This window comes from Microbulbifer sp. NBRC 101763 (assembly GCF_040371615.1).
Classification (GTDB): domain Bacteria; phylum Pseudomonadota; class Gammaproteobacteria; order Pseudomonadales; family Cellvibrionaceae; genus Microbulbifer; species Microbulbifer variabilis.
Map to the genome: position 1 here is coordinate 178,164 of NZ_BAABQV010000006.1, position 22,554 is coordinate 200,717.

19 protein-coding genes are annotated in these 22,554 nt (G+C 45.1%); 6 read left to right on the forward strand and 13 right to left on the reverse strand.

The features are described 5' to 3' along the window. Nucleotides 1-74: 74 nt before the first annotated feature. The gene (locus ABWV76_RS16090) at nt 75-605 is read left to right on the forward strand and encodes an isochorismatase family protein (RefSeq protein ID WP_353376585.1); all 531 of its coding nucleotides are present in this window, start codon (nt 75-77) and stop codon (nt 603-605) included. Nucleotides 606-1,231: 626 nt separating this feature from the next. Here the strand turns inward: ABWV76_RS16090 and ABWV76_RS16095 are convergent. The 6 genes from ABWV76_RS16095 to ABWV76_RS16120 form a co-directional block, all read right to left on the reverse strand. Next, on the reverse strand, nt 1,232-1,819 hold the full coding sequence (locus ABWV76_RS16095; RefSeq protein WP_353376753.1) for an endonuclease dU: 588 nt from the start codon (nt 1,817-1,819) through the stop codon (nt 1,232-1,234). A gap of 14 nt (nt 1,820-1,833) precedes the next feature. Continuing rightward, nucleotides 1,834-2,379: a DUF1415 domain-containing protein gene (locus ABWV76_RS16100; protein WP_020413423.1), complete on the reverse strand. Its 546-nt coding sequence runs from the start codon at nt 2,377-2,379 to the stop codon at nt 1,834-1,836. Between the two features lie 6 nt (nt 2,380-2,385). After that, nucleotides 2,386-2,919 carry a DUF2058 domain-containing protein gene (locus tag ABWV76_RS16105; RefSeq protein ID WP_020413422.1) on the reverse strand — a complete coding sequence of 178 codons (534 nt, stop codon included), beginning with the start codon at nt 2,917-2,919 and terminating at the stop codon, nt 2,386-2,388. Nucleotides 2,920-3,059: 140 nt separating this feature from the next. Beyond that, nucleotides 3,060-4,154, reverse strand: coding sequence for a PaaI family thioesterase (locus ABWV76_RS16110; protein WP_020413421.1), 1,095 nt, complete (start codon nt 4,152-4,154; stop codon nt 3,060-3,062). Between the two features lie 116 nt (nt 4,155-4,270). After that, nucleotides 4,271-5,743: an alpha/beta hydrolase gene (locus tag ABWV76_RS16115; protein WP_353376588.1), complete on the reverse strand. Its 1,473-nt coding sequence runs from the start codon at nt 5,741-5,743 to the stop codon at nt 4,271-4,273. 72 nt (nt 5,744-5,815) lie between these two features. Continuing rightward, complete coding sequence (locus tag ABWV76_RS16120; protein ID WP_353376590.1) at nt 5,816-6,193, reverse strand: hypothetical protein; 378 nt, start codon at nt 6,191-6,193, stop codon at nt 5,816-5,818. Nucleotides 6,194-7,223: 1,030 nt separating this feature from the next. Here ABWV76_RS16120 and ABWV76_RS16125 point away from each other — a divergent pair. Together ABWV76_RS16125 and ABWV76_RS16130 are read left to right on the forward strand one after the other, a co-directional pair. Beyond that, the gene (locus ABWV76_RS16125; protein WP_083922726.1) at nt 7,224-7,739 is read left to right on the forward strand and encodes a sigma-70 family RNA polymerase sigma factor; all 516 of its coding nucleotides are present in this window, start codon (nt 7,224-7,226) and stop codon (nt 7,737-7,739) included. Nucleotides 7,740-8,119: 380 nt separating this feature from the next. Beyond that, nucleotides 8,120-11,122, forward strand: coding sequence for a TonB-dependent receptor (locus tag ABWV76_RS16130; RefSeq protein ID WP_353376591.1), 3,003 nt, complete (start codon nt 8,120-8,122; stop codon nt 11,120-11,122). Nucleotides 11,123-11,582: 460 nt separating this feature from the next. On the opposite strand, the gene ABWV76_RS16135 is transcribed toward ABWV76_RS16130, so the two are convergent. Continuing rightward, complete coding sequence (locus tag ABWV76_RS16135) at nt 11,583-12,065, reverse strand: PraA/PraB family alkane oxidation protein activator (protein WP_020413414.1); 483 nt, start codon at nt 12,063-12,065, stop codon at nt 11,583-11,585. Nucleotides 12,066-13,209: 1,144 nt separating this feature from the next. Between ABWV76_RS16135 and gnd the strand changes: the two genes are divergently transcribed. Continuing rightward, nucleotides 13,210-14,730 carry an NADP-dependent phosphogluconate dehydrogenase gene (gene gnd / locus ABWV76_RS16140; RefSeq protein ID WP_020413413.1) on the forward strand — a complete coding sequence of 507 codons (1,521 nt, stop codon included), beginning with the start codon at nt 13,210-13,212 and terminating at the stop codon, nt 14,728-14,730. A gap of 98 nt (nt 14,731-14,828) precedes the next feature. On the opposite strand, the gene rdgC is transcribed toward gnd, so the two are convergent. From rdgC to ABWV76_RS16170, 6 genes are all read right to left on the reverse strand, one after another. Then, complete coding sequence (rdgC, locus tag ABWV76_RS16145; RefSeq protein ID WP_353376592.1) at nt 14,829-15,821, reverse strand: recombination-associated protein RdgC; 993 nt, start codon at nt 15,819-15,821, stop codon at nt 14,829-14,831. 165 nt (nt 15,822-15,986) lie between these two features. Then, nucleotides 15,987-17,114 carry an alkaline phosphatase family protein gene (locus ABWV76_RS16150; protein ID WP_353376593.1) on the reverse strand — a complete coding sequence of 376 codons (1,128 nt, stop codon included), beginning with the start codon at nt 17,112-17,114 and terminating at the stop codon, nt 15,987-15,989. A gap of 507 nt (nt 17,115-17,621) precedes the next feature. Next, nucleotides 17,622-17,960: a hypothetical protein gene (locus tag ABWV76_RS16155; protein ID WP_020413410.1), complete on the reverse strand. Its 339-nt coding sequence runs from the start codon at nt 17,958-17,960 to the stop codon at nt 17,622-17,624. Nucleotides 17,961-17,970: 10 nt separating this feature from the next. Next, on the reverse strand, nt 17,971-18,474 hold the full coding sequence (locus ABWV76_RS16160; protein ID WP_353376594.1) for a hypothetical protein: 504 nt from the start codon (nt 18,472-18,474) through the stop codon (nt 17,971-17,973). A gap of 89 nt (nt 18,475-18,563) precedes the next feature. Beyond that, nucleotides 18,564-19,664: an alpha/beta hydrolase family protein gene (locus tag ABWV76_RS16165; RefSeq protein ID WP_282952912.1), complete on the reverse strand. Its 1,101-nt coding sequence runs from the start codon at nt 19,662-19,664 to the stop codon at nt 18,564-18,566. Between the two features lie 401 nt (nt 19,665-20,065). Next, nucleotides 20,066-20,464: a VOC family protein gene (locus tag ABWV76_RS16170; protein ID WP_020413407.1), complete on the reverse strand. Its 399-nt coding sequence runs from the start codon at nt 20,462-20,464 to the stop codon at nt 20,066-20,068. Nucleotides 20,465-20,791: 327 nt separating this feature from the next. Here ABWV76_RS16170 and ABWV76_RS16175 point away from each other — a divergent pair, with 327 nt between their 5' ends. Continuing rightward, complete coding sequence (locus ABWV76_RS16175) at nt 20,792-21,868, forward strand: linear amide C-N hydrolase (RefSeq protein ID WP_502914812.1); 1,077 nt, start codon at nt 20,792-20,794, stop codon at nt 21,866-21,868. A gap of 206 nt (nt 21,869-22,074) precedes the next feature. Next, nucleotides 22,075-22,518 (forward strand): hypothetical protein, encoded by a 444-nt coding sequence (locus ABWV76_RS16180; protein ID WP_157533490.1) that lies wholly within the window; start codon nt 22,075-22,077, stop codon nt 22,516-22,518. Nucleotides 22,519-22,554 lie beyond the last annotated feature (36 nt).

Below are 22,554 nucleotides of genomic sequence, written 5' to 3' on the forward strand. Positions count from 1 at the left end.
CCGATGAATTGCGGCAGGGTGCAAGATATGAATCAATCGCCTCTGCCTATGTGGGTGAGTAACAGAGTGAACTTATGGATGTTTTGCTGATTATTGATATGCAGGAAGCTTCCTTTGCGGAGCGTAATCAGTTTGATGTAGACGGTACCATAGCCCGCATAAACAGGCTCGCTGCCTGGGTTAGGGAGCGAGATGGAGGTGTAATATTTATACAGCATGATGGGCTTGAAGAAGAGGGACTCCTGCCCGGATCTACGGGCTGGGCACTGCTGGATGATCTGATAAAAAGTGAAAGTGATCTTGTAATTAGAAAAAAAACCAATGATGCTTTTTATCAGACAGATCTAAAGCACACCTTGGAAAAGCTTAATGTAAATCGTCTGATTGTCAGCGGATGGGCGACGGATTTTTGTGTAGATACCACTATTAGGTCTGCTGTGAGCCATAAGATCAATATCTTAGTAGCTTCTGATTGTCATACCTTGAAAGATCGTCCACACCTTAAGGCACAAACTGTAATAGCCCACCATAACTGGATATGGAGTGAGCTGATTACTGACGACACAACTATTCGGGTGGAACTGCTGGAGGAAATTCTGCAATAATTTTCCCTCTATAACTGTTTGCTTATATTAAGGTTTTTTACCGAATTATCAGCTTTTGAAAGAAGTTCAAGGAATTGCCAGGATTTAATTTGGTTTTTTATTATACCAATTAGTCGACTCGATATATTGCTAAGTAATTGTCAGGCCGATTAGAGAGGAAATTTTTATGAATGTGTACTAGTTATGTATTGGATTTCTAGTCGCATTATCGCTTTTCCTTAGGACTCTTGTCGCTATAGGGCATAGTAAGTAAAAGATGGGGCATTCCTTTGAGCTGGATAACACTTTACATAATTGGGTGAGAGCCCATGCCAATACGGTCGAATATGCGTCTTTCTTAATGATTCTTATTTATCTCGTCAGCCTCGGGCAGCTGGCGCCCTGAGCCAGGTGGTTTGTAGTTCTAGTCACAGCCTGCCGTTTTCTTTTCGTTATTGGAGGTCTACACCCCCTCTAGCATAGCCAGGCCTAGTCCTATGCGTTTTATTGGCGCTGTGTGAACTTACTTCTTTAGGTTTAGGATTTTTTGCGATATTTGCCCAGCAGGTGGTGAGTTAATTCCTTGAACCCCCTTGCTTTTATTATGCATAAAAAGGGCAGGTGTAAATTCAGCCTTCACTATTATTCTATGCCCGTTTACCGCTTTGTCCCGTTATTACCGCGGCACCGATCATATGTGCTAACCGCAGTGCTTCGGGCACGTTGCCATTATCCGTTGCCTGCTCCAGTACCTGAGCAGCGATATCGGGGTTGCAGCCCTGTACCTGGAAATAAAAATTCCTGAGTGAGTGGATTTCGCCGGCTTTTAACAACGTCTCTTTGCGGAGCCGGTAATCGGGGAAGTTTTGAAGGGCGCGGTCTATGGCTGCCATATCCGGTAGCTTACGCATAACGGCAATACAAGGGCGATCGATAGTTTTTGAGAGTTCAGGTAAATCAATAATATTAAAACCACCGACAGCAAGGCCATCCGTAAGGATTACGTTTATTTGACTATAAAACTTACTGTTTTTTAACAGTTCAGCAATGACCTGGGTGGCCTCCATACCATCTTTTTTCACTTCTCCCCATAGCATTCCCTCGAAGCGTGTATTGGAACAGACGATGCCGCTAACCTTTACTGGCGTGCCCCGTTCTTTCTTGAAAGGGGCATCGTCAAATCCGATCAGGCGGATCAGCTTGTTCAAGCGCAGTAGTTCTTCCAGGGATTTCATCACTTGAGATTTTGCTATCGGAAAAGGTAGGGGAAGAGTCGCAGCTTTTCTTCTTGATTCAGTGATTCAACCTGAAGAATATTATTTTCAGGAATGCTCTCTGGATTTGGGTAAAGCTCGATCATTTTTTCCAGGTTATCTTCACGCAATAGATGAAGGATAGGAAAAGGGGCCCGGTTAGTGAGATTTTCAGCATCATTCGGATTTGTTCCGGCAAATTGGTAGTCCGGATGGAAGCTGGCCAGCTGATAAGTGCCTACATAGTTGTAGCGTTCCAGTAGCCATTCGGCCTGATCGAGAAATTGATTGTAGTCGGCAAAGTCTTGCAGATGATCGGGAATAATCAGCAGGGTAGTAAGGAGCTCACTCTCTGGCGTACTGTCGAGTCGTTGCAGTTCTGTATGTAAATCGGCCAGCAGGGCCTGGTCGTTTTTGCTTTCACTGGCTATGTAGCGTATCTGGCCTGCGCGCATAGGTTTGCGCGCAAAAGGGCAGAGGTTTAAGCCCACCACCACATCGGTGAGCCATTGCTCCACTACCTGGACTACATCTTGCTTCATTGCCAATTACCACATAAGGTCATCGGGGATCTGGAAATCTGCATAGGGGTCGTCTTCATCTACCGGTGCTGATGTTTCAGCAGGTTTAACGATAATCTCAGTGTTTCGCTCGGCAATCTTGTCGGCGATTATCCTGGGCACCAAATCAAAACGCGCATCCTGGGCGACAATCACCAGGCGACCGGCTATCAGGTGATCGCGTAGTTCATCACTGACGTAGATGGTTTTGATCTTCTTGTCGAAAGTAAAATTGTAAGCCGTTTCTCCAGAGTAGGGCTGGCGGTTTGTTTCCACCAATTGCTTGATCTGGGCTGCGATAGCTTTCTGTTGAGCAGCGGCATCTCGCTCGGCATTCAGGGCGCGATCTCGAGCAGCTTTCTCTGCGAGAGTCTTTTGTGCGGCCAGCTTGGTTTCATCTATCTGGGGCTGCGCAGACTTCTTAGCAACTTTCTGCTGTTTGCGCTTTTCCTTGCTAACTTGTTTGGCTTTCTTCTTGTCAACAAGTCCTGCTTGCAGGAGTTGGTCTTGCAATGAGGCCATAGTGTGCTTCCCAAAAGTTACATTGGAATTGGTGCCGCAATAGGCGACTATTCGGTCAAAAAATATTCAGAGGCTTTGCCTGAATGTTGGTGATGAGCATTTTACCTGAAGTTGGCCTTAGCATTGATAAGGAATTTTATTCAGGGTGTCCAAGGTTTGCCTGAGGTCGCGGTGGCAATAATTTCATCTGGCTGTTTGCCATCCGCAAGCATCTGAGCACCGCCAGGGATAACCAGTGCGGAACCAGTGGCAATAGCCACGCGCTTACCGCTGGGTGTATCAATATTGCAGGATGAAACCCTTAACTGCCGGCCTCGGTGAAGTACCTGGGACTCTAAGATCAAATCCCCACTGTTGAGCTTTGCTGGTCGTGCAAAGCGAATATGCATATCTAGAGTGGCGAAGATGGATCCGGCAGGTAGAGTGGAGTAAACAGCTCCGCCCATGGTGAAGTCTGCAGCCCAGGCCAGAAGCCCACCATAAATGGATAAAGTTCCATTAGAGAACCAGGGGGAGGAAGGCATGGTAGAGATACAGCGCCCATTTTCTATCTCGACTGCTCGATAGCCAGTAAGTAACCAAACTGGATGCATTCGCCCTTCATTGATCGTCAACCGCTGAAGTTCAATGGGCACTTGTTCTGGAAAGTGCGCCATATCACAAAAGAAGGTTTCAGGAGGAGGGCGTAAATAAGGATCAGGTGGCTCGGTGGGCCCTAAGTCTGGTAGAGGAAGCTCTTGATCTGGGCTGACTGGAAAGTCTGCTATTAAGCAGCGGGTACTCCCATAAGCGAGAGTCCTGCCATTTTGGTCGTTGATCTGCAGGCTGGAGAGGCCAACCTGGCTACCGGAGTGAATCGTCGTTGCCCGGCCGACAATGTTCTGAGTACTAGTGGTAATTGGCCGGATAAAGCACATGTTCAGTTCAGAAGTGCTCAGTACTTTACCTGCGGGTAGGGTAGTCCAGATAGCGGAAGCCAGGGGAGCATCAGCGAACATTGCATAGATACCGCCCCAGTAAATGCCGGTACCATCAGCTAACCAAGGTGTAATAGGCATGGAATAGGTAGCTTTTCCAAGCCCTGCCTCAATAGGTTGCATGCCAGTTAAGCGCCAAAAGGGAGGTCCTGGCAAGCTACCGCGAATATATTGCTTGAATGTCTGCAATCCAGGTTGCTGAAGTGCTCGCAGGTCACAAATGGCGCCGCGATGAACTTCGTCGGTGATATTGGTCATCCCCGCCTCCAGTTGCATCTATAGCAAGGTTAATGTGCGGGGGTGGGGGATACGAGATATTGTGTAGTGGATAGGTAGCGGCAAGAATGCCACTACCGAAAACCTATAGAGAGCTTCTATTTTATAGCTAGAGTGGGCAGATCCACTGTAATCGTTGTCTTTTCAATAGGGCGCCCCTCCAAAAATAAGTTTATGGTGTCTTGAACCTCATCGGAGGCCATAAACAAGTTGTGACCGGCATTTTTTACGGTTACTAAGGTTGTATTTGAAAGACCTGAAATGGCTTCGTGTTGGCTTTCAATATAAGTTCTGCCATCTAGCGTACCGCTGAATAATAATACGGGCACATCACTTTGCGGGTTTGCCCGGAAGCGATTTCCCAAGTCCAGCTCTGGCGCCAAGCCGTCATAATGGTATGAAAAGTTTAAGTAGTCCCCCAGCAGGCTAGCTTTAGCTTGTTCGGCCACCTTGGCTTTGCGTCCTTTATTGATACCAGATGCAATATCCATAGCAGTGGGCATCGGTCTGAGGGTAATGGGAGCTCCAGGCTGTAGGAACCCATCAGGAAAATAACGGGAAGGAACTTTGTCGAAGGCCGGCACCTCTCTCAAGTCTATTGCACGATAAAAAGCGAGCAGTTGGGCTGCACTTTTGGGGTCTGCAATAAATGCAGAGGCTATTTGTTGCATATCTCTGCGTTGTAATAGGGTCTCCAGCTTACTCCCATCCCTTTGCGGAAGCTGAATTTTTAGAGGTTGTTTTTCCAGCTTTGCATGGACGCGATGTATCAAGCCTTTAATATCTGGGTAAATCGCCTTCGCTTCGGGCTGCTGATCGATGGCTTTTTGAAGGCGATCCAGATAGGATTCTGTACGGGAAGGTAGCTTAATCGTTTGGTTTAGCCCCTCAGCACTGGAAAGAATAATCCGATCAATAGACCCCTCTATCTCCTTTAAGGCTGCTAGTGCCAAATTGCTGCCGTAAGAAGTGCCCCACAATACAATTTTCTCTTCTCCCAAATGGTGCCGTAGAGCCTCTAGATCACGAGCACTTTCCAATGTGTTATAGGCTGCGAGATCAACACCTTGATCGCGCCAGAAAGAGAGGCATTCAAGAAGGGCACTTTGATGCAGTTCAACATATTTCGAATCGGAGGTGGAGATGAGCGGTGGAACTATCTGCTTAGACTCGCAGTTAGGCAGGTCATTGGAATGCCCGGTGCCGCGCTGGTCCAGGGCAATGACATCACCGTATTCCCGCAATGCCATAAACATTTCATAGCGATAGTTGACTGCCATAATTCCGGATCCGCCGGGGCCCCCAGCCAGATAGACAATAGGCGGACCCGCCTTTTTACCTGTCGAAGGGAAGCGGATATACTGAATTGAAAGGTTGCGGCTATCTTTGATAGCGCGATTTTCCGGGACCTTAAAAAAACCTCTGTAACCATCTGCAGTTTTTTTACTCCAGGTAGTAAATGTATAGGGCTTTTCATTATTTATTGCTTTCGCATGCCCGAGAGAGGAGGTCAATAGGAGACCAGCAACTGTTGAACTCCAAAAAAGAGTTAGTCTTTTAAGTCCTTTCATACAAACTTGCCTGCTTGTTAATTTGCTTGCTTTGATTGTCTGTGATAGAAAAAGTCAACTCAAGCCAATTAGCTATCCGGTTGTGGAACTTATCATCGGAGCAAGTTCGACTTTTCGTTCTGAAGAGTTATTTGGCATCTTGGAAAGATTTTTGTTGGCCAGATAGTTCTTTTGAAAAAATGTACAGAAGAAATTATCTACATGGTTATTGAGCAGATTTTCTGGAATTTCAGGCTGTTGTAAAAACTGGCTATAATCTGGTTTATCTGTGATTTCTTTTATTGGCAAATCCATTGCTGGAAGTTCCTTTGGGTGATAACTGTGCGGAGTACCAATATTTGTCAATCCAGCATGGCGCCCGGAATAGAGTAGGACCATAGCATCAACGACAAAACCTCCCCAGTCGCATCCGCAAAATCTTGCTTTCTGTAATCCGAAATGGTTCATCATACCTGTAAGGGCATTATTGTGTTCTTTCCCAGCACCTCTGAAGGTAGGCTTGAAGCTGTAATAATGGAGTACATAGTTTAAGGGAGTCTCTCCATTTTATTATTTTTCCTTGAAAAAATAGAAAATCACTATTTGTTTTTTAAGTGGATATTTTCCGGTTCAACTCTCCAAGTTCTTTTACTGCGATACGAGGGTTGTGAAAAAGTAAAGAATTTAAAAGTTGTCACTAAAGTCACAGAGGTTATCGAATAAAGTATATAAAGAAAAGAAAATTTCAATTAATGAGCCTAAATTTGTTTGATATGGGGTGCTTATGTTTGATCTTTTTGTGCCAGTTTGATTGGTTCCAGGGCGTTTATTGGACGGCGATTAGGCAACTAGAGGGCAAAGTATTGGATTTGTTTGAGCTGCCATACAGAATTCTGACTCTTCTGCTGGTTTTTATAGTGCCCAGTGGGGAATTGTTTTTCTGGTGAGAGGCTTTTTCTATGTTATTAGAATGATGCGGGGGAAAGTCAAGTGTCCTTTGGATAAACTGCTGTAGGCTTTCTTTAGTACCAGTTACAAATTTATGAAGGTTTGCGATGCTAGCTGTGGGGTCGCTCAATGAGTGATCAATGCCTCTTAGGCTAGCTAAACTTGGAAATCTTGTGGCGTGTAATTCTAGAGATTGTTCACTTATGAAACATATAGGCGTTCTATTCACCATTTAGTTTATTGAAGGCGTTTATCAATAAGTTTGGTGCAGTTATTCTAAATTTTCTGGAAACCGAATAAGTCAAAATAAATTTAAGAAAAATTTTCCAGAGAGAATTCTTTTAAAGTGTGTTTTTGACCTAGCAGTCTGCATTTTTGATTGGTTTTGTGAATTAATGGTCATAATTTTATAAGTCTCTGAAAGCTTTGTGGTAATTCAAATAAGTTTTTTTGGTGTTCGTCCAGTTTTAATTACCGGCTTAGCGCTAGTCGAGTTAGTGATGAAGCTCTAGGCAGTTGGCACACTTTCAATTGACCAAATACTTGTTTGCCTATGAACAAAAGCTGCCAAAAAGATATGGCTTCATGGGTCGGGGAGTATCGTTTGGGGTTGAGGCGATATTTTTCTTCCAGGGTGAATATTTCTGATGTGGATGACCTGGTGCAAGAAGTTTTTGCGCATCTGCATTTTCAGATGAAGAAATCTAATACGAATATTAGAAATCCAAGGAGTTATATCTACACAATTGCGAAAAATCTTTTGGTAAGCCATGGCCGCTACCAGAAATCTCGCTGCCGTGCATATCATGAGCCACTTAGTTCTGAGATAGATATTCCAGATGTGATCACACCTGAGCGAACGGTTATAGGGATGCAGGATTGCCGTCGTGTCTGTCAAGCTATCCTGAGATTACCGCCAAGAGCAGGTACAGCATTTAAATTTCATCGCTTTGAAGGTTTAACTTACCAAGATATCGCCGAGCGCATGGGAATCTCCAAGGAGTCAGTGAAAGAACTAATTCAACGTGCATTAGTTCGAATTCGGAAGGTAATGGAAGAGGCCGTTTGACGTTACCGATTTTGACTAGGCTAAGTGAGGCATCTTGAGGGAAATTTCAATGGATTAGTTTTTTAATCTTGGTGTTTAAGGCGTTGTTGATTTATTTGTTGTTTTGTATAGGGGATTCATTTTTATCAGCTACTATTTTCTAGTTGGAAGTTGGAAGTTGGAAGTTGGAAGTTGGAAGTTGGAAGTTGGAAGTTGGAAGTTTATGTCAACTAAAAATATAAGTTTTTGTTGTTCTTGATTTATGTTTGATGTTCTCTGGGCGGGTAATCTTAATCCCCCCTACCGCGAGTGTGTTGCGTCTTTAACTTGGTTAGGCCTGAGATAAGGTGGTGTTTGGCTGACTTAAAAATAATAGAGAAAATAATATAGAGAGACTCAGTATGATGATGAGCCTTCGTAAGAAAGAAAAGTTGATTGCACAAGCGATTCGTACCACTAATCCAGTCAATAATCATACCCCTTGGTATAGCGTTGCGATTGCCTGCATGGTAATGACTGCGACGCCATTGACAGCCTTATCCCAGGATGATCAAAGCGAGGATAAAAGTAGTCGAGCAAGGCAGCCTATCGAAGAAGTTACCGTAACAGCACAAAAAATAGAGGAGAGTATTCAGGATGTTCCTATCGCTGTCTCTGCCTTGTCGGGGGACAATATAGATGCCCTGAAGATTGAACGGGGTGAAGAACTACTTCGTGCGGTGCCTAACGTAAACTTTTCCAAATCAAACTTTAGTACCTATAACTTCTCAATTCGTGGTGTTGGTACCAAGGCTGTCTCTGCTGCAACCGATCCGGCGGTGGCGGTGAGCTTCAATAATGCACCACTTATTCGTAACCGGTTGTTCGAGCAGGAGTTTTTTGATGTACAGCGAGTAGAGGTGTTACGAGGACCTCAAGGTACTTTGTATGGCCGAAATGCGACTGCTGGCGTGGTTAATATGTTGCCGGTGATGCCAGAGGATGAATTTGCTTCTGAGATTAAAGCTGAAATAGGTAGCTATAACTCAAAGCGCACAAGTGGCATGTTTAACTTGCCCGTGGGCGATACCATGGCACTGCGGCTTTCAGGTGCTATGACCAAGCGTGATGGCTTTGATACCAATACCTACACTGGGAACGATGTAAATGATAGGGATCTTTATTCCACGCGTGCCATTTTTGAGTGGGAACCCAGTGAAACCTTTAGTGCAAACCTGATCTGGCAGCACTTTGAAGAAGATGACAAACGCTCACGTACTGGCAAGCAGCTATGTACCACCGACCCGGGACCATCGACGATTGGGGATACTGAGCTAACAGAAATTACTTCTATTTTCTTTAGCCAGGGGTGTATGCCGGCATCAATTTACAGTGATGATGCCTATAGCGCGCCGAATGGAAGAGGGTTTGCTTTTGTGTTGGTACCCCAGTTTATCAATTTAGATACTGGATTTCCGATTATCGACTATTACAGTAATCCCTATGGAAATGCAGAGCAATCAAGGGATTTACGTGAGATTGCCACCAGCTATGATCCAGTTTTCCGTGCTGAAAATGATTTAGTGCAGCTGAATTTTGAGTGGGAATTGAGTAATTCACTCACTTTTTTCTCCCAATCAACTTATGCAAAGGATGATTACTACTCTTCTCAAGATTACAATCGTTATGTATCAGACCCAATTTTTAATGATTCTGCTGAATTTGTTCCCACCCCTGGAGGAATTTATACTGATCCACAGTTAGGCCCCTCTGATGGAATATTAGCAGTAGATATTAGCCGCTCTGATAATAAACAATGGAGCCAGGAATTCCGGTTACAGACATCTTTTGATGGGCCCTGGAACTTTTCATTAGGTGCTAACTACCTGGACTTTAAAACCCAGGATGATTATTTTGTATTCAATAATATGTTTAGTTTGATTGCAGAATATTTTTATAACGGTACCAGAGACCCTGATACAGGTTTATTGATTTCTGAAAAATGTATTGATCCAGAGGTCGGTGCGGGTGATATGGATTGTATTTATGTAGATCCAAATTCACTTGAGAATATTGATGAGGAGGGGCATAACTATTTTCTTAGCAGGAACTTAGTGGAAACTCGCTCATGGGCCCTGTTTGGTGAGGCCTATTGGCAGATCACAGAGGATGTAAAACTTACCACAGGTCTGCGCTACACCGATGACCGTAAGCAATCAACTCCTGTACCTAGCCAGTTACTGTTAGGTACAAGCTTTGATAGTGAAACAGGAGAAATAATATCGGGTCAGCGTTCAGGTGGGCTTGTTCACCGAGGATATCCAGAGGGAGATCAAGTTACTCAGAATTGGCAGGAATATACGGGCCGTGCGGTACTAGATTGGCGAGTAGACACCCCCTTTACTGACGATACCATGTTTTATTTATCTTTTGCTCACGGTTATAAGGGGGGCGGCACTAATCCACCTCGAGCAGAGATTGATCCAACCGTAGTGCAGTATCAACCCCTGGAGGACTCCTTTGAACCGGAGTTTGTTAATGCGATAGAAATCGGCTCCAAGAATGTAATGTTAGATGGAAGTCTGACATTCAATGCCAACGCCTTCTATTATGATTATACAGATTATCAAGTTTCCCAAATTGTTGATCGCATTTCTTTAAATGAGAACTTTGATGCGGAGAGTATGGGGCTTGAGCTTGAGCTGGCGTGGCAGCTTACAGATAGCACCAGAGTTGATATGAATATGGGCTACCTGAAGACTCGTATCGCAGATGGTGAAGAGTCTATTGATGTTATGAATCGCACTCAAGGAAATGAAGATTGGATGTTGGTAAGGCCTAGTATTCAGGTTCCTTCAAACTGTATTGCACCAGTGGATTTGGTTGAAACAGTTGCCGCTACCGGCAATGTGCTTGCCATTTGGTCACTCTGTGCAGGCTCTGCTCTATACGGTTCATTTACGCCAGAGATAGAGGGCTTTGCGCGCTGGGACTTGCTTTATGGTGTAGATCCTTATAATCCACTCACTGATGCTCCAAATGGAGGACGGGGCTTTGCTGCTGATCTGAGTGGTAACGAGCTACCTAATGCTCCGCGGTTTACTGTGAATTTTGGTGTCGAACATACTATTCCTATTGAGGACTGGGATCTGACGTTGCGGGCGGATTACTATCGCCAATCTGAGAGCTATGCACGTGTTTATAATACAGAATATGATCGTTTGAAGGCATGGAGCAACCTTAATGCTTCTGTGAGCTTGAACAACCCGAATTCTGAACTGTATATGCAGCTCTATGTGAAAAATATATTTGACGATGCGCCGATTACAGATATGTTTACAAGTAGCGATGATTCAGGTCTTACTACAAATGTATTTACTTTAGAGCCTCGTATTGTTGGGTTTAGTGTCAGTAAAGGCTTTTAATACTTTTACTTTTTAAACCCGGTATCGGAGGCCTGCTGATTAGAGTAGTCACAGTAAGTTAGAATGCGGTATTTCATCTCTTACTTACTGTGGCTTTTCCTTTGTCTTCTTCTGATAGATTGCTAATTTACTATATGTCTAAATTAAATTAATTTTTAGATTAATAGAGCTGACATTTATTCTCTTTCAAGATTAGGTTGGTTGTAGGGAAAAGCTTCTCTAGCGTATTCTACTATGAAGGTACTGTAATTGCAGGGCCTGATTTCCTTTTGAGGGATTAATGTTGCATGACATTATAAGAGGATATGAATAGTAGTATTTTATATAAAGGTAAAGGTAAAGGTAAAGGTAAAGGTAAAGGTAATAAGAAAATGCTTTGAAATGAAATTCATTAGTTGTTTATAAAAAATACCGCTAGCGGTTGCCGGCGGTATTTTAAATTGGCTACCTCGAGGGTTTTTTAGGGTACAGTGAATGAGGATTGTGGGTTGGTTGATACAACGCCATTAATTACACAGGCACTACCTGAACCTACACTCGGAATTTGAGCATTATTAAAGGTGATCCTTCCTGTTGATTGATCGAAAGAACCTGTTAAGTCCCCGGCGCAGTTACCAGTTACGGCGGCAACAGCAACATTCTTTAAGGTTACTGTATTGTTTGCGTTTCCTATCAGGTCATAGGGAAGATTATTGAAGGAGACACTGTTGCACATATTGAGGAATCCGCCCGATAGCGCAAGACTGCCTACTGAAGCATCTGCACCGGTGGAATTTACACTGCCTGAAAGTGTGCAGTTAAGAGAAATTCCTTTTTTAACCGTTAGGGTGCCAACATTTGCCAAGGCGATAGCACCCGGAGGGGACCAGGTTTCGGCGTTGGCTAGACTGGTAACCCCAAGGGAAACGAGACAGATAGAAGCAGCGGTAAGGATCTTTTTCATAATAATAATATTCCTAGTAGCTTTGTAAGTTACGGCAGGCGTAGTGTCAATACTTGGGTATTTATAATCCGCCGCCTTTTAATAAGCGCATCATCGCTTGGAGGTGATTCCACTTATAGCCTAGAAAAACTGAATAGGATTTAAGTATCAACACCATCCATCCTTAAAGACGAACAGGGACGATTATTGGGGGGAGGGATAATTCAAATAGACGCGATTTTATCGGTAAAGAACATTCTTTATCCTCAAATTTAGTTGATTATAGTCAGAATATTTTATATTAAGATTTCTGTACCTAATAAGCCTCTACCACAGTGGGATTTGGTTATCCTCAATATTGGATCTGTTGAGCGATAATGATTTCCATTTTAAACATTTTGGAGTTTATATTTTTTATACGATGAGTTCATACTTCCTGGAAAATTAAAAGATGTAGCCTGGGGGATCGAAGGGATGCATGAAGGCTGAATGTTGGCGAACTGCCAAAAGTGGTCTGAAGTGACTATGATAGTACATCCTGCATGTTCAAATTTATTTAAAAATAAGTTGGGATATAAATTTTTACGGTTTTCTGTGGTGCGGTAAATAAAAGTCGTGAATTATTTAAGATAATACCACTCTTTGTTTTGAGGATTTAATTGAACTTGGTAATGGGGACTCTAACATTTTTAGAAACTTCCTTCCGGTGGATTGGTTGGAGTTACCTATCAGATCTCCGACAGTGTGCCTCAACGAAAAGTTAAAACTGGCATAGCCAGATCTTCTGGTTGTCATCTCTCTTATAAATGGAATCTACTTCCTGCCGCTATGTGAAAGCTGTCTTCTGGATCTGATTTCTAAGGTTATATCAGCCATTTGTAATGGTTAACAGAATGACTGTTCCTGGAGAATGTGGACAGGGAAGAAGGCTATTGTACTTGCCTGTGATCAGGGCCCTGGCGCTAAAAGATATACCGGGCTGGTCCAACCTAATCCCTCTAGGAAAGTACCTACTCCATGCTGAGTTTTTGTCAGTGATCAATATTTTGTTGGTTGTTTTTTGTACATTAGGGTGATGTCGCTGGATCTTTGCTCTCCCGGCCTCGTATTCATATTGCTATACTCCGCGCCCTTGAAAGACCCCTATCTTAGTACGGAGAACTTGATGTCTGACTCACAGTGCGATATTGGCTTTATCGGCGCCGGTGTGATGGGTAAGAACCTGATCCTGAACCTGGCTGACAACGGCTACAAGGTTTGTGCTTTCGATCTGGATCACAATCGGCTCAACGCACTGCTGGAGCAGGACAAGAAAGAGCGCGGTGATCAGCCTGCACGGGTGGAGACCTGCAATTCGTACACCGAGCTGTTGGCAAAAGTAAAGGCGCCGCACCTGATTATTCTGTCTGTGCCAGCAGGTGCACCAGTAGATGATGTTTGCTGCAAGCTACTGGATGCAGGGCTTAAAGCAGACGATATCGTGGTGGATACCGGTAACAGCTTGTGGACTGACTCCGTTGAGCGCGCCAAGCGATATGAAGGTAAGCTGATCTTTTTTACCACGGCAGTATCCGGAGGCGAGGTTGGTGCCCGTTTTGGCCCCTCTTTGATGCCTAGTGGTGACCGTTATGCCTGGAGCCGTATAGAGCCGGTTTGGCACTCCATTGCAGCCAAGGTCGATAAGGCCAGTGGTCAACCTATCGAGCGCTTTGAGCCAGGCAATCCTGTGCGTGAGGGAGAGCCCTGTGCGGCCTATATTGGTCCTATTGGTTCCGGTCACTATGTAAAGATGGTGCACAATGGTATCGAATACGCTGATATGCAGATGATCTGTGAGGCCTACCATGTGATGCGCAGTGCCCTGGAGATGTCACCAGCCGAGATTGCTGAAGTGTTTCGAGAATGGAATCGCGGCCCACTGAACAGCTACCTGATCAATATCAGTGCGGAAGTTCTATCCACCCTGGATTCTGTCACCGAGCAGCCGCTGGTTGATGTGATTCTGGATCGAGCCGGCCAGAAGGGAACAGGGCTGTGGACGGCAATCAGCAGTTTGGAGGTGGGATGTCCGGCACCGAGTATTGCCGAAGCAGTTTATGCTCGTTCCCTGTCTACGCGTAAGACCCTGCGCTCTCGTGCTGCTCAGAAACTAAAGGGGCCGTCAGTATCCCCGGTAGCGGTGGAGCAGCGTGATGAGGTAATCCAGGAGCTGCACGATGCCCTGTACTGCGCGAAAATTTGTGTATACGCCCAAGGCTTTGACCTGATGAAGCTGGCTGCGCGAGAGCAGGGCTGGCAGCTGAATTTTTCTGAGATTGCGCGTATTTGGCGGGCTGGCTGTATTATCCGTGCAGTATTTCTTCAGTCTATCAGCGATGCTTATGAGCGCGATGCCAAGCTGTCCAATTTGTTATTGGATGACTTCTTTACTCAGCAGATTGCCGAACACCAAAGCAATTGGCGTCAGGCGGTTGCCAGTGCCACGTTGAATGGTATTCCGGTACCGGCACTGTCTTCGGCTTTGAGTTACTACGATGCGTTCCGCACAGAGTCCCTGCCAGCTAATTTGCTACAAGGGCAGAGGGACTTCTTCGGCGCGCATACTTTCTCCCGTGTGGACCAGCCTGAGCAGAGGAAATACCACGTACTCTGGAGTGAGCCAGGTCGCCCTGTTGTAGAGATATGATCTGATAGAGAGTGAGGGGAAGAGCCCACTTATATTCTGAGGGTAGGAGTGGGCTTCACCCGGTGGGCCTCCCGGTGCGAATGGCACCGGGTAAGTACTCAGAACGCTACTTCTTCCACTTCTCGTACCCGCTCATCGACTTCTCCACGTGAGGCTTTGGCTACTATTTCCTCCACGCTGGCAGCCTCCATATTTACTCCGCCAAAAGCGGCAAGCAAGTCCTTGAGCAGAGCTGAGATTTCAAGGGTCATTACGGCAAAATCGGCGTCAAAGCGCAGAGCTGCATTATCTGCATCGGCGCTATCGGCTTTTTCCAGTAATTCATCGTTGAACTTGACGCGTTTCAGGGAGAGCTGGTCGTCAACCAGGAATTCAACTCCTCCACGCCAGACCAGTCCCAGCTTGTGGACTTGAAGCCCCGCCACCAGGTGGTTGTGTATCTCCTCCGCGCAAAGGTCTTGGTTTTTGCAGCGGATCACACTACCGCTGTCTTTAGGATCTCGAAGCTCACATTCATGGCCAAAATCAAACTGTATTGGCGCTTCAGGTGCGGTGAGCCAGTGGGTCATGGTTTGCTGTGGCAAATTTTTGGCGGAAAGGGGGATTACCGCAAGGCTGCTGATCGCTTCGCGGAGGTTTTCCAGCAATTCCTCTGCGGCAGATGCTGAGGAGGCATCTACTACGACCAAACCATCGTGGGGCGCGATATAGGCGTAGTGTAGGCGCGAGCGAGCAAAGGCTTTAGGCCGCATTTCAAGCAACACTTCATCCTTCAGGTTTTGTCGCTCTTTGCGACCAACCTGGCGGGCCTCTTTTGCGGAGATAGCTTGGGCTAGCTCTTCGACTTTTTCATTGACGACTGCCGCGGGCAGAACCTTTTCCTGTTTTTTGGCACAGACCATTAAGTAGCCATTGGTGGAGTGGACCAACTGGTTACCGTGGCGTCCAAGGGGGGGGACCCAGCCATAGCGAGAGGAGTCCTGGCTGCCACAGGGTATAAATGCCTGTGGCTCCAGTAGTTCGTTGAATTTTTCAGCATCCAGGCTGAATTCTTTGGTTAAGCGATAGACACGAAGGTTTTTAAACCACATACATCAGGCCATTTGTATTTAGTTACGAGTGCGGCCGACAATTATGCGGAAACTGGGGCGGGGCAGCTAGTGAGCTGTTTCCAAATGCCAGATTGGAGACGATTGCACCAAGTTCTATTGCTGAACTGACTGGGGCCAGCCATAGTGGCCCCGAAGCAGAAAAGGCTATTTCTTCACTAAGTTATCTATGGCTGGACCGGCGTCCCTGGAAAAATCTGTGGGAGTGAAACCCAGCAACTGTAATGCTGTGGCGGCAATCTGATTCTGGTACAGAGTGGGGCCCCCTGATACTTCACCATGTGCTTTGATATCCGGGCCCAGTGCTGCAATCCAGATTTCATCTGATCCGGGCATGCCATTTTTGTGTGGGTGGTCTTCCTTGCCAAAATATTGAGTCAGTGCCGGGCCGCTGGCGTGGTGTGGCCAGGCTTCGGCAATGTTACCGCGGCCATGGTCCACGGTTATTATCAGGTTAGTATTGTTTCGGTAGCCTTCGATAGATTGCAGGGTACTCCATAGGTCTGCGAGAATTACATCACTGCGATGGGCGGAATCGAGGTATTGGTGGTACTGCTCATCGTGGGCGAAATCATCGGTCTCACCCAGGGCTATATAGAGCATCTTTGGCTTATTATGGATTAAATATTCTTTGGCGAGCCCATAGGTGAAGGCGTCCGGGCGTACATCCTGCCAGAAAACTGGCAGCTGGCCTTGCAGTTCATTCAGAAATTGAGCACGCAGGGATATTCCAGGCCAGTTGGCGGGTTCCAATCCTGCATTGACAAAAACTCCGCTTCGATCCCGGTTGATAATAGCTGAGAATACGCCCCAGCTACCAAAAACAGCTACACTTTTTTCAAACTCTGGTTTGTTATTTAACCATTCCAGGAAAGTGATATTGTCATTGGGTAGTGGATCATTGCTGTTAATTTTTGGATCGGCGCGCCCGGTGAGGATTTCATTGTAGCCAGGGTAGGAAAACCACCAGCCGTTAGTGATATTGGCAAAAGATTCCTTTTCACGGTTACCGGCCAGAAATCCGCCTTTTTCTATTTTATTCCAGATAAAAGGAAAAAGTTTTTCTCGCTTTACCTTTGCTGATTCGCCTCCAAATTGCTTGATCAATTGATCTTTATTCTCCGTAAACTTTTCGTGATTCAATATTTCCTGGTCGTAACCGGAAAAAACTTCCTGCCAGCGCAAGCCATCAATAGTTACCAGTACCAGATTATCGGCAGCCTTAGAGTGGGCGCAAAGTGTTATAGCCAGTATTGCCGTGAGAAGGGCCTTCATAGAGTGTATCCTCTGTGGGCGTTGCCCAGTGTTATTATTTGTTATATCGCGCTATATCTCTTTATGGTTTGAGCGATGCCAAATTTTACCGAAAAAACACGGTAAGAAAAAACTACAAGCTTATTCATATTTATTTTGCGAAAGGGCAACTGTTTAGGTGAGCCAATTTAAGCATCCAAGCAGCGTTCATTGGGAGCTGCCTGGATGCTTATGGAAAGTTACTTAAAAATTCAGGATAACTGATGGTGATATTGTGCACGGAGCGCCCCCCCAGGCACCGCCTGAAACTACACCACCCAGGTTGTCTTCATCAAACGGGTTAAGGGGAAGCGAGCTTAGTATTCTGATTAGAGGCTCAATAAATATTCCGTTCTTAGGGAGTCAAAATTAGGGATAGGCTCTGATAGGGCACAAAACATGAGAAAATGGGTTATACATTGATGAATTGGAAGCCCCGGAGCTTTACGATAAAATTTCGGGGCGTGAGATGGAAAAATTCATTTAGGGTCAAGAGGCAATTTTCAATGAAATTCCAGTGCAGGCCTCTATTGCTGACCAAATAATACCGACAACCGCATTCCAAACCTTTTCAATAGTGACTGCGAGAAGTCCACGTAAAGTTTTGGCAAAGTTTAGGGCCATATCTTCCAGAGAGTCTAGAAAGTAGTCTCTGAGGTCATCATCAATTTCCTCGGCCAAAATTGCGTTGGCGATGAGTTTTGCTTGCAGCGCCAGCGCAGCCAGTTGGCGTTCTGAAAAACCGCGAATCTCGGTGATATCGTGATTGATAACTGTGGAAGCTGCATCTTTGATATTGGAAATCAGCTGGTTAACGTCAAGTGACATGTCTAATTCCTCAGCGGTTTAGAAAAGATTCATAGGTCAGGGCCTGGTCCATGGAGATTACAACTTCATTTTTGAAGAGAGCAACAGCAGTAGCACGCAGTCCCTTATCTTCATCTTCCTTTCGCATTCGATTTAGACTGCTGGAAATTTTTTCAAGGGAAGCAACACTTGGTGGTGCAGATTCAAAACTAATATTGCTATTTGTAGAGTCAAGGTAATTGTTGATTTTTCTCAAAGTAACCTTGCCGGGGACAGGTCGGGTATTTGATTGCATGGCCAGCGCATCAATTTTACCAATTAAGGAGTGATAGTTTTGGCTTCTCTCGCTATAGGAGCCTTTGTTGGTGCCATGGGAAACCGAGGAAAAGAATTGCATCAATTCAGCATTGACTTCGGTTAGGCCTGAATAAAGCTCCGCATCATACCTGGGAGCAAGCTGGGTACAGCTACTGACAAGAATCGCCAGAAATAAGCACAGAGTCGATGCTCTTTTCATTGGCTGGTTGGCTGACATCTCTACTCTCCTTGCTGTAAGTGTATTGTTGGTGACTGTTGTGTTCTGGAAATTTCTTACCGGCACGAGCAGTGCGCTTTGTTATTGGTTCAGGCTGGCTCTATGGCTATTTTTTCGCTAGGGCTAACGATACTATTTTGTCGCTCGTAATAAGATAGCAGTAGCCTCACGGCCTCCTGATTGTCAAAGTAACGAGAGTGCACCCTGGCAGCCAGCTTGTCTGGGAAAGTGCCATATGAGCCAATAATACGCTCATAGCAATGATGGGCATCTGGTACTGCCGATCCGCTGGCAAACCAATCTGAGTGAGACTTGATATCAATCCACTCAATTAAGTCTTTGCGCTGGGACAGTTCAAGTACTTCATTCTGTAGCCAGGGTGCTTGCTTACCTAATACCTCAATTAGGGAACCCATTGTGAGTATGCGAACAGGGACTCCAATGGGGGGAAGGTCAGCAAACAGGTCAACAGTGACAACACTACCGAAGCTGTGTCCGACAATGGTCACCGACTGGTATTTTTCTTGTGCAAGGCTGCTTTCCAATTGTTCACGTACTCGTCGGATTATTTCAAAACGTACCGCAGGTTTGCCCCTGGCCGCCGGTTCATTGGTGAGGTAGCGCTTACAAAAATCAGAGATGTCCACTAATAGGGAGACCGGCATTAATGCCACTATTGCCGTGGCTACAGCCCATATTCGCCAGCCACCAATGTACTCCACGGAGCGCTTCAACTTTTCCACCAGGAAGAAGAAAGGGTTGTCTGTTGCTGGCTCTATGGCCTCAACAAATAAAATAATGGTACCTAGGTACCAGACAATAAAAGCAAGAGCCGATAGCGTCAGGCCAAAAGTTAAGTATTTACGTCTAAGTACCCCTTTCCAGATGTGAAGATTGGCAAGCCAGAACCAGATCAATGAGAATCCTCTGGCAAGCCGAGTTTTCAATGTTTGCTGAGTAATACTGGGAACCAAGTCGTTCCAGTATGCCTCCACAAGATCCAGCTCCTGGGGCTGTCCGCTCGAAGCTACTCGTAAGCGGTGGACTCCAGGGGGAATAGAGGGATCTGCAATGGGAGTGAGCGGCATGCGCTCGCTTGCTGCGATAAGTCCTTCGGTGAATTCGGACAGCTGAGCAGTGCTGGTGACCCTCGTTAAGCCGGGAACCAGCAAAATCAGGCTTCTATTCATGATGCTTCCAAATGATCGGTAACGGTAGCGTGAGCACTCCAAATTGATCGAAGGCCAATAGCCAACTAAACTTTTGTTGTTCGGTGCTGCTTTGAGAAACGAACTTCCTTATCTTTAGGTGTATGCTGGCAGAAAGTCAGCAATGGCACATTCCAGTGCCGAAAATTTGTTCTATAACCGGGCTCACGCAGTGATCGTGATTAAGGTGGCAGGAACTTGGTACCCAATGAATGAGTCTTGTCCGATTTATATGTGATAGGGCAGGAGAAGTAAACAGGAAATTTTCAGGAAAGTATCGGGTAATCCAGAAGGTTCTAAGAAATCTGAAAGTCTGTTCGGTATGAGGGCAACCGCTTCACAAATCGGGCCCAAGTGAGGGAATCGACAAAGGCCCATAAAATTTACTCAGCAAGCTCGGTTTTCAGTTCAACTAGGACAAACTCATTGCCATATAAATCTTCAAAGTGTGCAAATTCTGCACCAGCTTCAGACCTGTGGGGCTTAGTAAACTGAACACCGTTATCCACCAGGCGTTCATATTCACTCTGAAAGTTATCCGTATAAATGACGGCGCATGGTTGCCCGGCAGTTTGTTTTCCGACACTCTTCTCCTGATTTTCTGAGGAAGCTTGAAGTAGCCAGATTCCTACATCTTTCTGTTTTGGTAAGCGGACATGGACGAACCGAAGGGGAGGCGCTTCGGAGTCGACAAATACCTCAAAGCCCAGCTTATCTCTATAAAACCTGATTGCCTCTTCGTACTCCCTGACCAAAATTACCAGTCTACCAATGGAGTTCATACTCTCTCCCTATTACATTTTACATTTGGATCGGCGTGAGTTTTCTTTCCTACATAGTGTAATCATTTTCAGTAACGGGGAATTTTACTTAAAAAGAAAGGGGCGTGAATCCGGTTGGTTGGAAAGCACGCCAGAAATAGGAGGTTAAATAGAGTTTTCGTTAGATTTGAGGTTATACACCTCAATTTCTACATACTGAATACCTCTGATGCGCTAAAACTATTCTACATATATTTTCACTTTTATTATGTTTGAGTCTGTTAGGTAAAGTGAGCTTTTCAGATGAAGGGTGGATTATTGAACACCTAAAGCAAGCGGAGAATATCTGTGAGATTGCATAGTTTAAATGAAGTCAAGCCCTTGTTTTACTGGATTGCTCCAATCCTCTTTCTTTCCCTCTTACTGGTTGCTGCATCTTCACAAGCTTGCACGCGGATATTATATGGAACTGGTACAGGGAACTATATCACCGGAAGAAGCATGGACTGGAGTGATATTAAAGCTGCTATGGATTTCTGGGCATTTCCAAAGGGGATGCAACGCAACGGAGGGGTTGGTAGAGGCTCTATTGAGTGGACATCCAATTATGGTTCTGTTGTGATCAGTATCTATGAGTCTGCGACTTCAGATGGGATCAATGAAGCTGGTTTAGTGGGAAATCTTCTATATCTGGCTGAAGCGGATTACGGTAATTCGGAAGCACGGGGTAAGCCAACAATTTCGGTTGGGGCCTGGTTACAGTATTTTCTGGATAACTTTCGTACAGTTAGTGAAGCGGTAAATGCGATGAAGCGAGAGCCTTTCACCGTGGTTGGTACAGATCTGCCCAATGGCAGGCCGGCTACCGCACATATTGCTCTTTCTGATCCATCTGGTGATTCTGCAATATTTGAATATATAAAAGGGGAGTTGCAGGTTCATCATGGGAAACAATACACGGTAATGACAAACTCGCCAATTTATGGACAACAACTAGCTATCAATACCTATTGGGACCTTATTGGTGGCCAGAATTTTCTGCCTGGTACTATTAGTGCAGCTGACAGGTTTGTGCGAGCTAGCTATGCCTTGGAGTCATCCCCGAAATACAATGCGCGTAGGGATGCATTAGCTTCCGTGTTCTCACAAATACGCGCTGTTAGCGTTCCTCTGGGGATGAGTAATCCAGAGAAGCCTAATATCGCCTCGACACTGTGGCGTTCAGTGATAGACCAGTCTGCCAAACGCTACTATTTTGAATCGGTTATCAATCCCTCAGTCATTTGGGTGGATCTTGATAAGTTAAACCTTAGTCTCGGTGCTCAAGTAATGAGTATGAAACTGGATGTTCCTGAGAATCTTGGGGGAGAGGTTGTTTCTGAATTTAAGCCGGCGAGTCCTTTCAAATTTCTTGCACCAAAATAAGACCTACAATTCATGATGTTAGAAATATCTCTCACTTCACCTCAAAATAGTATCTAGTCAATATAGGGGAAGCGGCTTTTGAAAATGATGATAAAATTGTCTGTTCAAGCGGCGGAATATGCCCTTTTAACAGTTTAATAATAAAAAGTCTCTTATTGGTGCGATTTTGCTTGACTAGTAGATGGGATGTATTTGAGAGGGGTGTTGTGAGTGGTGGTATATATCAAACACCACAAGCGGATTTAGTGGTAAGTAAATTCAATTCGAAAAGTGCATCAGAGAGATTGACTCATTCGCGAAGGAATATTGAGAAGGCTGTAGCACTACCTAGAATAAAAGTTGCCTGGGGATTTCGCCTTGCTGGTAATTTTCTATTCTTTACCGTTATTATATTTTCTATCGTTCAGGTATCCACTCTGGAGCTGGATGTTGGTCTGATAGTGCTGGGAGTATTTCTTGGGATGTACATATTGGAAAGCTACGTAATAATTGCTTTCTTTTGTAAGCAAGCTTGGTGTGTAATTCCTATGCATGTGTTTTCAATTTTATCTCTGTTAAGTATTTCATATGGAGCAATGCTTTCAGTAATCCACTTTTTAAATATGGGGAAAATTCAGTTTAATAAAGGCTCTCTTGCAGATTTGATGTGATGCTGAATGTAGGATGTTTAACATGTGGCGAAAAAG